This is a genomic window from Labrys sp. HAY1-8F (assembly GCF_056754975.1).
The window spans coordinates 555,484-569,521 of record NZ_JBPGWZ010000002.1; the positions used below are offsets into that span (position 1 = coordinate 555,484).

Consider the following 14,038-nt stretch of genomic DNA (forward strand, 5'->3'; position numbering starts at 1 on the left):
AGCGGCAAATTTTACAGATCGAACAGGGCTTTATGCGGCCCGATGCTTTCTGTCATGTAAGTTCTTGCGCAGCCTTTTCCAGGCCGCGATGAAAAACTCGATCTCTTGGACTGTGGTTTCCCGTCCCAGCGACACGCGCAAGGCGCAACCGGCCAGCGCCGGCGCCACGCCCATCGCGGTCAGCACATGGCTGACCTTCACCTTGCCCGATGAACAGGCAGATCCCGAGGAGACGGAAATACCCTCAAGATCCAATGCGATCAATGTCGTTTCCGCCGCCATCCCCGGCTCGGCCACATTGAGCGTGTTGGGCAGGCGCGGTACTCCCTCGCCAAACACGACCACGTCCGGCGACGCTTCGCGCAACGCCGTCTCCAGCATCGAGCGCAGAGCAAGGCTTCTCTCGGCATAGGCCACAAGATCCCGTGCGGCGGCACGTGCCGCCGCGCCGAAACCGGCCAGCGCCGGCACGTTCTCGGTGCCGGCCCGCAGCCCCTTTTCCTGGCCACCGCCACGGATAAGGGGGTTAGGCTGATGCAGGCCATCGCTACCCAAAACCAGAGCGCCAGCACCGAGCGGCCCGCCGAGCTTGTGGCTCGAAATCGTTAGAAGGTCGGCTCCAATCTCATTGATCAGACACGGTATCTTCCCCGCTGCCTGCGCAGCGTCGCAATGAAACAGGCTGCCGGCCGCGTGAACGCGCGCTGCGATCTCATCCACCGGCTGCACCACACCGGTTTCATTGTTGGCCAGCATCACCGAAACAAGACCCGTCTCTCCCCTCGCGCGCCATTCGTTCAACAGGGCATCGAGGGCCTCGAGGTCGAGCAACCCCTTCCCATCCACTGGCAACAAGGCGATATCGGCATTCTGCGGATGGGCGCCATTGGCCACGCTGGCATGCTCCACGCTGGACACAGCCATGCGCCGAAGAGAGGGCTGACCGGGCCGCTGCCAGTCGAGATTGAGGGCCAGATTGTTGGCTTCGGTGGCGGAGGCGCAAAAAACCACGTTCTTGGCCAAGGCACCGATGAGATCGGCAACCTCATGCCGGGCCGACTCGACCAGCTTGCGCGCCGCACGGCCATCCGCGTGAACGGAAGACGGCGCACCGCAAAGCTCCAGCGCCGACAGCAAGGCGGCGCGAGCCTCCTGCCGCAACGGCGTGGTTGCATTGTGGTCCAGATAGGTGCGCGACCTGGTCAAACCCCAAAAATCCGTTGTTCTACCGCTCCACCAATGCGGAAAAGCTTGCAAAACGCCCTGCTCTTCGTGTTAAGAAGCGCTACCCGAACGCGGGCTGGGTGCAATGCGTCCTTATCGGCGCATGGATCGGAGCGCATCGCGTAGCAGCGATGAGCTACTTTAGAATTATTCTAAGTCATTAGAATTATTCTAAAGTTCTACTCCTGCCGACCTCAGCCGTCAAGGCCAGTCATCGGAGCCGGAGCGCGGGTCCCGAGCAGGGTTTGAAAGTTCTAGCAGAATTTGATTGGCCGGAAGCCGTTCCGATCAACCAAATTCTGCTCTGGCACACGAAAAAGGCAACTCAATATATGCCCGAAGTTACGTTCACCGGCCCGGCAGGCCGCATCGAAGGCCGCTTCCAGCCGTCCAAGCAACGCGGAGCCCCCATTGCGATCGTCCTGCATCCGCATCCGCAGTTCGGCGGGACGATGAACAACAAGATCGTCTACGATCTGTTCTACGCCTTCGTGCAGCGGGGCTTTTCGGCCTTGCGCTTCAACTTCCGCGGCGTCGGCCGTAGCCAGGGCTCCTTCGATCATGGCGCGGGCGAACTCTCCGATGCAGCTTCCGCCCTCGACTGGGTCCAGGCGGTGACGCCGGAAGCCAAATCCTGCTGGATCGCCGGCGTCTCCTTCGGCGCCTGGATCGGCATGCAGCTCCTGATGCGCCGCCCGGAGATCGAGGGCTTCATCTCGGTGGCACCACCGGCCAACCGCTTCGACTTCTCCTTTCTCGCCCCCTGCCCGTCCTCCGGTCTGATCGTCCATGGCGACGCCGATCGCGTCGCGCCGCTCAAGGATGTCGAGACACTGGTCTCCAAGCTGAAGACGCAGAAGGGCATCGTCATCGAACAATCGGTCATTGCCGGCGCCAATCACTTCTTCGACAACAAGACGGACGAGTTGATCGCTTCCTGCTCGTCCTATCTCGACAAGCGCCTCGGGCTGAACGACATCGACGCGGCCTGATCCGCGTCGAAATCTTGGTTCCAGGCAACACAGCCAGCCCGCCTTCCATGGCGGGCTTTTTTGTTGGAGCACGACAATGTCCCTGATCATCCGCCGCGCCGAACCGGCCGATACCGCAACAGTGTTGGATCTGATCCGCGGCTTGGCGCTCTATGAGAAGCTCGAACACGAGGCGATCGCCACCAAAGCCGACATCCAGGCCAGTCTATTCGCCACCAATCCACGCGTCTTCTGCGAGATCGCGGAATGGCAGGGCGAGACGGCCGGCTTCGCCCTGTGGTTCTACAGTTACTCGACCTTCCTCGGCCGCCACGGCATCTATCTCGAAGATTTGTTCGTCCGTGATGCCTATCGCGGCCACGGCATTGGCCAGGCCCTGCTCGGCCATCTCGCCAAGCGTTGCGTCAGCGAGGAGTTAGGCCGCCTCGAATGGTCCGTGCTCGACTGGAACGAGCCTGCCATCGGCTTTTATGAAAGACAGGGCGCCGTGCTGCGCAAGGAATGGATCGGCTGCCGGTTGACCGGCGAAGCGCTGGAAGCGCTGGCGAAACAGGGCTGACAACAGCCTCTTCTTGAGATGCCTGCGATTCCCAGAATATGCCGGTCATAAGAGTTGGACCGACGAGTCGCGGGAACCTCAACTTTTGTCATACCCGGGCTTGTCCCGGTGATCCAGGGGCCATCAATCTCGATAAGATGCGGTGTCTGGATACCCGGGACAAGCCCGGGTATGACAAAGGTGGAGTTCTTCTCGGTCTCGTTGTGAATTTTCAGTCAGGCTCTAAGACCAGCAGACCGGCGTCAATCGAAATCGGGCACCTGCCTGACAGCGCCCTTGGCGGCGCTGGTGGCCATGGCGGCGTAGGCGCGCAGCGCCGTGGTGACCTTGCGCTTGCGCGGTGCGGCCGGACGCCAGGGCGCGGCTCCCTTGGTGGCGCGCCGACGATCGAGCTCGTCATCCGGCACGGCCAGCACGATGGTGCGGTTGGGAATGTCGATCTCGATGCGATCGCCCGGCTCGACGAGGCCGATAGTGCCGCCCTCTTCCGCTTCCGGAGAGGCATGCCCGATCGACAGGCCCGAGGTGCCGCCCGAGAAGCGCCCATCGGTGATCAGGGCGCAGGCCTTGCCCAGGCCCTTCGACTTCAGATAGCTGGTCGGATACAGCATTTCCTGCATGCCCGGGCCGCCGCGCGGCCCCTCATAACGGATGACGACGACATCGCCGGCCTTGACCTTGCCGTTGAGGATGCCGTCGACCGCCGCGTCCTGGCTTTCGAACACCACGGCCGGCCCGGCGAATTTCAGGATGGATTCGTCGACGCCGGCGGTCTTCACGATGCAGCCGTCGAGAGCGAGATTGCCCTTCAGCACGGCCAGGCCGCCATCCTTGGAATAGGCATGCTCGGCCGAGCGGATCACGCCCTTCTCGCGGTCAAGATCGACATCGTCCCAGCGCCGGTCCTGACTGAAGGCGACCTGGGTCGGCACGCCGCCCGGCGCGGCCTTGAAGAACTCGCGCACGCTCTCGCTCTTGGTGCGCACGACGTCCCAACGGTCCAAGGCTTCCGCCAGGCTGGCCGAATGCACGGTCGGTAGGTCGCGGTTGATCAGGCCGGCGCGGTCGAGCTCGCCGAGAATGCCCATGATACCGCCGGCACGGTGAACGTCCTCCATATGAACGTGGCTGACGGCCGGGGCGACCTTGCAGAGCACCGGCACATGGCGCGACAGCCGGTCGATATCGTCCATGGTGAAGGCAATCTCGCCTTCATGGGCGGCAGCCAGAATATGCAGCACCGTGTTGGTCGAGCCACCCATGGCTATATCGAGCGTCATGGCATTCTCGAAAGCGCCGAAACTGGCGACCTGGCGCGGCAGCACGCTTTCGTCGTTCTGCTCATAGTAGCGACGCGCGAGATCGACAATGAGATGGCCTGCCTCGACGAAGAGACGTTTGCGGTCGGCATGGGTGGCCAGGGTCGAGCCGTTGCCGGGCAGCGACAGGCCAAGGGCTTCGGTGAGACAGTTCATCGAATTGGCGGTGAACATGCCCGAGCAGGAGCCGCAGGTCGGGCAGGCCGAGCGCTCGATTGCCTTCACATCCTCGTCGGAGACCTTGTCGTCGGCCGCAGCGACCATGGCGTCGACGAGATCGAGCGCCTTGGTCTTGCCGCCCAGGACGACCTTGCCGGCTTCCATCGGGCCGCCCGACACGAAGACCGTGGGAATGTTGAGGCGCAGCGAGGCCATCAGCATGCCGGGCGTGATCTTGTCGCAATTGGAGATGCACACCATCGCGTCGGCGCAATGGGCATTGACCATATATTCCACGCTGTCGGCGATCAGTTCGCGCGAAGGCAGACTGTAAAGCATCCCGTCATGGCCCATGGCGATGCCGTCATCCACCGCGATGGTGTTGAACTCCTTGGCAACGCCGCCGGCCTGCTCGATCTCGCGCGCCACCAATTGGCCGAGGTCCTTGAGATGGACATGGCCGGGCACGAATTGGGTGAAGGAGTTGACGACCGCTATGATCGGCTTGCCGAAATCCCCGTCCTTCATGCCGGTGGCGCGCCAGAGGCCACGGGCACCGGCCATGTTGCGGCCATGGGTAGTGGTACGGGAACGATAGGCGGGCATCGGCGTCTCTGTGCGTTCGTTAAATCAGGTGGGGAAGCGATCGTATATGAGCCGCCGAACCGATAATGGCAAGCCGCAGTTCATGGACCGATGGAATTCCTGCTGGCTGCCATGGCGACCTGAGGAAGGGCTTCACGCTCCCCGGCCGAAATCGTAGCTGGCAAAAGCTTCGGCATTGCGGGGTTTGCGAAAGATCTCCGGGTGGGCAAGCGCCCGCCTGGCATCCTCATAGCCCGCAGCCCAGTGCTCCTCCATCATCAGGCGCGAGAAATCGTAATCCTTGCTGGCCCCTTCATATTTCTGGGCGCGATAGATCAGTTGCACCACGTTGCAACTCTTGCGCTCGACGGCCTTGCTCAGCAACCCGACGTCCTCCTCCTGGCCGAAATCCTCCGGCAGCTTTGCCAGGATGCGCTTGAGGGCGCCGCGCAGGCGCTGATAGTCGCGAGCACGGGTCGTGGCTGCACGGGTGCGGCTGGAATACTGGATCTCCTTTTGCCGGACCTCGACCTCGGCCATGTCCTTGGGAATGTCGCCGCGGGCGTTCCATAGATCGACCTGGAACGCGAGCGTATCGAGGTCCTGCCGCTCCAGGATCCATTGCAGCGGCGTGTTCGAGACCAATCCGCCATCCCAATAAAACTGCCCGTCGATCTCGATCGGGGGAAAGCCGGGCGGCAGCGCCCCGCTTGCCATGATATGTTCCGGCGTGAGGCGGGCGGTGCCGTTGCCATTGTCGAAATAGGCGAAGTTGCCGCTGGCGATGTTGACGGCGCCGACCGCAAAGCGGGTCTCGCCGCTGTTGAGCCGCTCGAAATCGATCAGCTCCAGCAAAGTCTGCTTCAAAGGCGCGGTGTCATAGAAGCTGGTGGCGCCGGCCGAGCCGGGCGGCATCAGGTAAGGCGGCGGAAAGCGAGGCTCGAAGAATTTCGGCGTCCCCTTCAGCAGAACCTGGCCGGCCTGGAACTGGTTCACCAGCTTGTGCTGGCGGTCACCCTCCCGGGCGAACAGGCGGATCCATTCGAGGGCCGGCTCGAAGGGCGGATCGCTCACCATCTCCCAAAAGCGGTGCAATTGGGCGACACGCTTGCCGGGGGCATTGCCCGCGATAAGGGCCGCGTTGATAGCGCCGATGGAAATGCCGGCGATCCAGTTGGGCTGAACGCCCCCTTCTTCGAGAGCCTGGTAGGCGCCGGCCTGATAGGCCCCGAGCGCACCGCCGCCTTGCAGCAGCAGCGCGACACGCTCGAAACCGTTATGGCCTTCTTCCGGCTCCTCCGGCTTGCGGGTACGGCGTGTCTTGCTGCTGCTTCGGTCTGTAACGGTCACGGGGCAAGGTCCATTCTGTGGCTGCCAAGCCGCCTATCAGACCACCAGCACGATCACATGACAGACGGGCTTCTTGCCCCATACCCCGTTCACGGCCGAACGCACGGCGCGCTCGACTGCCAGTTCCACCGCGTCCGGATCACGCCGCTTCGGCTTGGGCAGGCTCTCGAGCACCTGCAGGGCCGCCTCGGCAATGACCTCGTCCATCAGGCGCCCATCGCCGATGCGCAGCGGCAGACCCGAAAACTTCACATCGGGCTCGTTGACGATCTCGCCCTTCTCCGACAGCGCCAGGGCGATCGAGACGGCGCCGGACCAGGACAGCCGCCGCCGCTGGGGGATGGTTTCCTCCGCCGCATTGATCAGCACATCACCATCGAGGCAGATGCGGCCGGTCGGTGCCTCGTCCACCACCTGGGTGCCGCCCTCCCGCAGCGCGATGATCTGGCCGTCACCGGCGGCAACGACCTCGGGCACCCCGAGCGAACGGGCAAGGTCAGCGTGCTCGGCGAGGTGCCAGGCCTCGCCATGGACGGGGATGGCGATCTTCGGCCGGGTCCATTGATACATGTCCGTGAGTTCGCCACGGCGGGGATGGCCCGAGACATGCACGAGTTGGTTGCGATCGGTCACGATTTCCGCGCCCTGCCGTACCAAGCCATTGATGATGTTGCCGACAGCCTTCTCATTGCCCGGAATGGTGCGCGAGGAGAAAATTACCGTATCGCCCTTGGCCAGGGTGACCTCGGGGTGTTCGCTGCGGGCGATACGCGCCAGCGCGGCGCGCGGTTCACCCTGACTGCCGGTCAGCACGGCCACCACCTTCTCGCGCGGCAGGAAGCCATAGCTTTCCGGGCTGAGGAAATCGGGAATGCCGTCGAGCAGGCCACATTCGCGTGCAACCTGGCAGACCCGTTCCATCGCCCGGCCGACAAGCACCACGCTGCGGTCATTCTGCATGGCGGCTTCGGCGATCGAGCGGATGCGCCCGACATTGGAGGCGAAGGTGGTCACCGCCACCCTGCCCTTCTTGGCGGCGATGATTTCCCCAAGGCTCTTGGCGACGTCACGCTCGGACGGCGAGCGTCCCTCGCGGATCGCATTGGTGGAATCGCAGATCAGTGCCAGCACGCCCTCGTCGCCCAGCGCCTTCAGGCGTTCGGAATCGGTGCGGGGCGGGATCACCGGCGTCTCGTCGATCTTCCAGTCGCCGGTATGGATGACCATGCCCGCCGGCGTGCGGATGGCTAGCGCGTTCGATTCCGGAATGGAGTGAGCGACATTGATCAATTCGATGTCGAACGGACCCAAGGTGAAGCGGGCCTGGGACGGGATGATGCGCACGTCGAGCTTGGGGGCATCCGGATCATGCAGGCGCTTGGCTTCCAGCAGGGCTGCCGTGAACCTGGTGGCGTAGATCGGCACCTGCAGCTTGGGCGCCAGGTGAATGAGCGCGCCGAAATGGTCCTCATGCGCATGGGTGATCACAATGCCAGTCAGGTTCTTGCGCTGGCCTTCGATAAAGCGCGTGTCGGGCATGACGAGATCGACGCCGGGCAAATTGTCATCGGCAAACGATACGCCGCAATCGACCATCAGCCATTGGCGTTTGTTGGCCGGTCCATAGCCATAGAGAGCCATGTTCATGCCGATCTCGCCGATGCCGCCCAGGGCGCAGAAGACGAGATCGGTGGTGTCGCGTGCCATATCAGGTTCCTTACGGGCGCGAACGCGCCACTGTTTCATAACCGGCTACAAGCGTGGCAACCGACATGTTCATGAATCGGATGAATTAAAGCGTTTTGCAGCTTGGCGGAATCGCCAAGAATCGCAAAAACGCGTCGAACCAGAGAGTTCGAGCAAAAGAGGGTTTCCGTCTACAGCATCGGACCCGATGTCGGAAGCGCTCCTGATGCTGCTGGTCGTTGTCGCCGCATCGTTTTCGCCGAAGACCGGCGCCCACCTTTCGGCACGATGCTCCAGACGCGCTTTGCTCAAGAAAGCAGGCCCGGAAAGAAGATCTCGCCTGCGGAAATTTCCCGACGCGCGCCGGAATCGTCACGCAGGATCAGGACCCCTTCCGTATCCAAGGCCTCGAATACGCCGTCTATGTCACCGGAGGGCAGCCGCACCACGATCCTGCGCCCGAGACCTGCGGCACGTTCCAGCCATGCTTCCCGTATCGTCGCAAAGCCGAGGCCCCGCTGCCATTGCTCCAGGCGTCGGCCGAAGCCATCCGTCAAGGCCGCAAAGAAATTTACCACATTGACGGTCGCATCGGTCATGGCCAGATGCGTGGCAGGATAAGGCGTGCCATCCGGATGGCTGGCGATATTGACGCCGCAGCCGATGACCGCCGAAAAGCCGCCGCCGGCATGGGCACCTTCGACCAGGATGCCGGACACCTTGGCCCCGCCGATCAGTACGTCATTGGGCCATTTCAACGCCAGGGCCGGAGCCGCCCGAGGGGCCGTTGACAACACGGCATCACTCAGCGCCAGCGCGGCGACGAAGCACAGATCCGCCGCCCGCCTCGGTTCAGCCGGATCGACCAGCAGGAGCGAAGCATAAAGATTGCCTCTTGGCGAACTCCAGGGGCGGCCGCGCCGCCCCTTGCCTGCTACCTGCTCGCCGGCAGTCACCCACAGACGGTCCTGGCCACGTTCCAGCGCTTCGGCATTGGTTGAGCCAATGCTGTCGAAGTGTAGATGACGGAAGCCTGCCGCCTGTGCTCCTGCCCCGAGTTTCATCGCCTCGAAAGCATCAGCCCGCAGCCGCGACGAGGGCTGCGGCCGTCGCGGCCGGGCCGGTGATCAGCGTCGGCCAGACGATGAAGAATACGGTCACGATGGTGGCGAGCACCAACACGGCACGCAGTGTCACCGGCATCGGCTCGAAGGCCTCGGCTGGCTCGTCGAAGAACATCAGCTTGATGACGCGCAGATAATAGAACGCGCCGACCACGCTGCAGAGCACGCCGAGGATCGCCAGAGGCCACAGTCCCTGATGCACGGCGGCGACGAAGACGTACCACTTGGCCCAGAAGCCAGAGAGCGGCGGGATGCCGGCCAGGGAGAACATCAGGGCCGCCAAGGCATAGGCCGTTAAGGTATCCGTCCGCGACAGGCCGGCAAGATCGCTGATGCTCTCGACATAGACGCCCTTGCGCTTCATCGACAGGATCACCGCGAAAGTGCCGAGGGTCATGGCAAGATAGAGCGCCAGATAGATCAGCACGCCCTGAACGCCCTCGGAAGTGCCCGCCGCCAGGCCGACCAGGGCAAAGCCCATATGGCCGATGGAGGAATAGGCCATCAGTCGCTTGATATTGCTCTGGCCGATGGCGGCGAAGGAACCAAGCGCCATCGAGGCGATCGCGATAAACACCACGATCTGCTGCCACTGCGCCAGCGCCGAGGGGAAAGACGTGATGATCACGCGGACCATCAAGCCCATGGCCGCGATCTTCGGCGCGCCGGCGAACAGCGTCGTCACAGGCGTGGGAGCGCCCTCATAGACGTCGGGCGTCCACATATGGAAGGGCACGGCGGAGATCTTGAAGGCCAGCCCCGCAAGCAGGAAGACAATGCCGAAGACCAGACCGAGGCCGACATGCCCCTGCACGGCGGTGGCGATACCGGTGAACGACACCGTACCAGCAAAGCCGTAAATCAGCGAGGCGCCATAGAGCAGCATGCCCGAGGAAAGGGCGCCGAGGACGAAATATTTGAGGCCCGCTTCGGTCGACTTCAGATCGTCGCGATGGATCGAGGCAATCACATAGAGGGCGAGCGACTGCAGTTCGAGCCCGATATAGAGGGCGATGAGGTCGTTGGCCGAGAGCATCATCAACATGCCGGTGGTGGCCAGCAGGATCATCACCGGATATTCGAACTTCTCGATGCCTCTCGAGCGCAGGAAGTCGCCCGACATCAGGATGGCCGCCCCCGATCCGATCAGCACCAGGATCTTGGTGAAGCGCGCGAAGGCGTCGACGGTGAAGGACCCGTTGAAGGCCTTGCCGTCATGGCTGATTGCCACCAGCACCACGACCACCGCCAGCAGCAGCACCGAGAGCGTGGTGACGAGGCCGTAGCCGCGGGGCGCCGAGAAGACGCCGATCATCAACAATGCGATAGCGCCGAGAACCAGAACGATCTCCGGAAGCGCCGTTGCAATTTCAGAAGCAGACATGGCTCGCCTTCGGATCAGTTAAGCGCAACGCTGGCAGCTTTCGCCGCCTGGATGAGATGGGTGACGGCAGCCTCGCTCATGTTCAGGATCGGCTTGGGATAGACACCGAAATAGATCGTGAGGAGAACCAGGGGCGCCAGGATGATGAATTCCCGGCCCGTCAGGTCGGCGATGCCGGCCAGGCTCGGCTTCTCCAGCGCCCCATAGACGACCCGGCGATAGAGCCAGAGCGCATAGGCCGCCGAAAGGATCACGCCCAGCGTGGCGAAGAAGGCCACCCAAGTGTTGGCCGAGAAGGCGCCCACCAGCGTGAGGAATTCGCCGACGAAGCCTGAGGTGCCGGGCAAGCCGACATTGGCCATGGTGAAGACCATCAGCGCCAGCGCATACCAGGGCATGCGATTGACCAAGCCGCCATAGGCCGCGATCTCGCGGGTATGCATGCGATCATAGACGACGCCGACGCAGAGGAAGAGCGCGCCCGAGACGATGCCATGCGAGATCATCTGGAAGATCGCCCCCTGCACGCCCTGCTCGTTCATCGAGAACAGGCCCATGGTGACGAAGCCCATATGGGCGACCGACGAATAGGCGATCAGCTTCTTGATGTCCTCCTGCATCAGCGCCACCAGGGAGGTGTAGACGATGGCGATGACGGAGAGGGTGAACACCAGCGGCGCGAAATATTCTGAGGCCGCAGGGAACATCGGCAGCGAGAAGCGGATGAAGCCGTAGCCACCCATCTTCAGAAGGATGCCGGCCAGGATCACCGAGCCCGCCGTCGGCGCTTCGACATGCGCGTCAGGCAGCCAGGTATGCACCGGCCACATCGGCATCTTCACCGCGAAGGAGGCAAAGAAGGCCAGCCATAGATAGGTCTGCATATGGGCCGGGAACTGGTGCTTGAGCAGCACGGCGATGTCCGAGGAGCCCGCGTTCCAATACATCGCCATGATGGCGATCAGCATCAGCACCGAGCCGAGCAGCGTGTAGAGGAAGAACTTGAAGCTGGCATAGATGCGCCGCTGCCCGCCCCAGACGCCGATGATCAGGAACATCGGGATCAGGCCGCCTTCGAAGAACAGGTAGAACAGCACGATGTCCTGCGCGCAGAACACGCCGATCATCAGCGTTTCCAGCACGAGGAAGGCGATCATGTATTCGCGCACGCGGTTCTGGATCGAACGCCAGGAGGCGAGGATGCAGAATGGCATCAGGAAGGTCGTCAGGATGACGAAGGGCAACGAGATGCCATCGACGCCCATGCGGTAGTTGATGGCGCCACCCGTGGTGCCGCCGAGCCAGTTGGTGTTCTCGACGAATTGGAAGCTGGTATTCGCCGGATCGAAGGCAAACAGCGGCAGCAACGAGACGACGAAGGTCGCGATGGTGGTCCACAGCGAGATGATGCGCGAATTGCGTTTCACGCCTTCGGGATCGCCCCGAAGCACGAGCATCAGCACCACCCCGACCAGTGGCAGAAAGGTCGTAACGGAAAGAACCGGCCAGGACATCAGTGCGTGCCTCCGAGCATGGACCAGGTGAACAAGGCCGCAATGCCGATCAGCATGGCGAAGGCATAGTGATAGAGATAGCCGGTCTGCAGCTTGACGACGCCGCGGGTGACGTCGACGACGCGGGCGGAAACACCATCCGGGCCGAGGCCGTCGATGGTGGCGCCGTCGCCCTTCTTCCATAGGAAGCGGCCGAGCCACTTGGCCGGGCGAACGAAGGCCCAGTCATAGAGCTCGTCGAAATACCACTTGTTGAGCAGGAAGTTGTAGAGCAGCGGATTGCGTTCGGCGATCGCCGCCGGCACCGTCGGCTTGACGATGTACATGTAGTAGGCCGTCAGGAAGCCGATCAGCATCATGGTGAAGGGCGCCAGATGCACGAACGCCGGAACGTGCTCCATGCCCTCCAGGATCTTGGTGCCTTCGCCCAGGGAGACCGCCTCGCGCCAGAAATGCTCCAGCCCTTCCTCGGTGATAAAGGCATGGTGAAAGACCATGCCGGCGATCACCGCGCCGACAGACAGCACCGCGAGGGGGATCATCATCGGCAGCGGCGATTCATGCGCATGATCATAGGTGTGCGCGTCAGCCCTGGTCTGCCCGTGGAACGTCATGAAGATCAGGCGCCAGGAATAGAAGGAGGTCATCAGCGCGGCGACGATCGTCATCCAGAAGGCATAGAGCGGGATCAGGCGGCCGCTTTCGGCATAGCTGGCCCAGGCCGCCTCGATGACGGCATCCTTGGAATTGAAGCCGGCGAAGCCGATCTGGGTGAAAGGCAGGCCGACACCGGTGAGCGCCAGCGTGCCGATGATCATGGCCGCGTAGGTCCATGGAATCTTCGACTTGAGGCCGCCCATCTTCCGCATGTCCTGCTCGTGATGCATCGCCACGATCACCGAACCGGCACCGAGGAAGAGCAAGGCCTTGAAGAAGGCGTGCGTGAACAGGTGGAACACGCCGACATTGTAGGCGCCGACACCCAGAGCCACGAACATGTAGCCGAGCTGCGAACAGGTCGAATAGGCGATGACGCGCTTGATGTCGTTCTGGACGAGGCCCACGGTAGCGGCGAAGAAGGCCGTGGTAGCGCCGATAAAGGTGACGAAGGCCAGCGCATTAGGGGCATGCTGGAACAGGGGCGACAAGCGCGCCACCATCACGATGCCGGCCGTGACCATGGTCGCGGCGTGGATGAGCGCGGAGACCGGCGTCGGGCCTTCCATGGCGTCCGGCAGCCAGGTGTGCAGCAGGAACTGCGCCGACTTGCCCATGGCGCCCATGAACAGCAGGAAGCAGGCGACTTCCAGAGCCGGCAGGGTATAGCCGAGGAAGTGGATGGTGGTAGCAGCCTTGCCGGCGGCTTCCTTGAAGATACCCTCGAAGCCGACCTGCCCGAAGATGACGAACACCGCGAAGATGCCGAGCGAGAAGCCGAAGTCACCGACGCGGTTGACCACGAAGGCCTTGATGGCGGCGGCATTGGCCGAGGGCTTCTTGTACCAGAAGCCGATCAGCAGATATGAGGCCAGACCGACGCCTTCCCAACCGAAGAACATCTGCACCAGATTGTCGGAGGTCACCAGCATCAGCATGGCGAAGGTGAACAGCGACAGATAGGCGAAGAAGCGCGGCCGCGAGGGATCCTCTTCCATATAGCCGATGGAATAGAGGTGGACGAGCGAGGACACGGTGGTGACCACCACCAGCATGACCGCCGTCAGCGTATCGATGCGCAGGGCCCAGTCGATCTGCAGCTTGCCGACATGGATCCAGTCGAGCACCGGCACCGTGGTGGTGGCGCCGTTGAAGCCGACATTGATGAAAGCGACCCAGGACAAAATGCAGGACAGGAAGAGCAGGCCCGTCGTCAGATACTCGGCGAAGCGGATCTTGCCTGGGGAGTGGGGAGATTCCTCAACGGCGTGATGATCGTCATGACCGTGCGCATCATGACCATGGGCATCATGGCCATGATCATCGTGTCCATGCGCAGCATGAGAGCCATGGCCGTGGTCGTCATGACCATGTCCGGAGGTCTCGGCGGCATCGGCCGGCGCCAGGCGCCAGGTCAGCATGTTGGCGATGCCGGCAATCAGGAAGCCGAGGAGCGGCAGGAAGACAATTGCGTTATACACGCCC

Annotated in this window: 10 protein-coding genes; 2 read left to right on the plus strand and 8 right to left on the minus strand. The window is 62.7% G+C overall.

Annotation, left to right across the window (positions count from 1 at the left end; genetic code table 11):
- Positions 1-30: 30 nt before the first annotated feature.
- Positions 31-1,206, minus strand: coding sequence for a cysteine desulfurase family protein (locus ACR9ZN_RS11605; protein WP_481272289.1), 1,176 nt, complete (start codon positions 1,204-1,206; stop codon positions 31-33).
- Positions 1,207-1,556: 350 nt separating this feature from the next.
- Here ACR9ZN_RS11605 and ACR9ZN_RS11610 point away from each other — a divergent pair, with 350 nt between their 5' ends.
- Both ACR9ZN_RS11610 and ACR9ZN_RS11615 read left to right on the plus strand, forming a co-directional pair.
- On the plus strand, positions 1,557-2,216 hold the full coding sequence (locus tag ACR9ZN_RS11610; protein ID WP_149255056.1) for an alpha/beta hydrolase: 660 nt from the start codon (positions 1,557-1,559) through the stop codon (positions 2,214-2,216).
- 76 nt (positions 2,217-2,292) lie between these two features.
- Positions 2,293-2,775, plus strand: coding sequence for an N-acetyltransferase family protein (locus ACR9ZN_RS11615; RefSeq protein ID WP_481272290.1), 483 nt, complete (start codon positions 2,293-2,295; stop codon positions 2,773-2,775).
- Between the two features lie 242 nt (positions 2,776-3,017).
- Here ACR9ZN_RS11615 and ilvD read toward each other — a convergent pair whose 3' ends face one another.
- From ilvD to nuoL, 7 genes are all read right to left on the minus strand, one after another.
- Positions 3,018-4,859 (minus strand): dihydroxy-acid dehydratase, encoded by a 1,842-nt coding sequence (gene ilvD, locus ACR9ZN_RS11620; protein ID WP_481272291.1) that lies wholly within the window; start codon positions 4,857-4,859, stop codon positions 3,018-3,020.
- Between the two features lie 132 nt (positions 4,860-4,991).
- Complete coding sequence (locus ACR9ZN_RS11625) at positions 4,992-6,188, minus strand: patatin-like phospholipase family protein (RefSeq protein ID WP_481272292.1); 1,197 nt, start codon at positions 6,186-6,188, stop codon at positions 4,992-4,994.
- Between the two features lie 36 nt (positions 6,189-6,224).
- The gene (locus ACR9ZN_RS11630) at positions 6,225-7,895 is read right to left on the minus strand and encodes a ribonuclease J (RefSeq protein WP_441771856.1); all 1,671 of its coding nucleotides are present in this window, start codon (positions 7,893-7,895) and stop codon (positions 6,225-6,227) included.
- A 287-nt stretch (positions 7,896-8,182) separates the two neighbouring features.
- On the minus strand, positions 8,183-8,938 hold the full coding sequence (locus ACR9ZN_RS11635; RefSeq protein ID WP_481272293.1) for a biotin--[acetyl-CoA-carboxylase] ligase: 756 nt from the start codon (positions 8,936-8,938) through the stop codon (positions 8,183-8,185).
- A 13-nt stretch (positions 8,939-8,951) separates the two neighbouring features.
- Positions 8,952-10,382, minus strand: coding sequence for an NADH-quinone oxidoreductase subunit NuoN (nuoN, locus tag ACR9ZN_RS11640; protein WP_434956619.1), 1,431 nt, complete (start codon positions 10,380-10,382; stop codon positions 8,952-8,954).
- 14 nt (positions 10,383-10,396) lie between these two features.
- Positions 10,397-11,896 (minus strand): NADH-quinone oxidoreductase subunit M, encoded by a 1,500-nt coding sequence (locus ACR9ZN_RS11645; protein WP_434956620.1) that lies wholly within the window; start codon positions 11,894-11,896, stop codon positions 10,397-10,399.
- On the minus strand, positions 11,896-14,034 hold the full coding sequence (gene nuoL / locus ACR9ZN_RS11650; RefSeq protein WP_481272294.1) for an NADH-quinone oxidoreductase subunit L: 2,139 nt from the start codon (positions 14,032-14,034) through the stop codon (positions 11,896-11,898). The genes ACR9ZN_RS11645 and nuoL overlap by 1 nt, the downstream gene beginning before the upstream one ends.
- Positions 14,035-14,038: the final 4 nt, after the last annotated feature.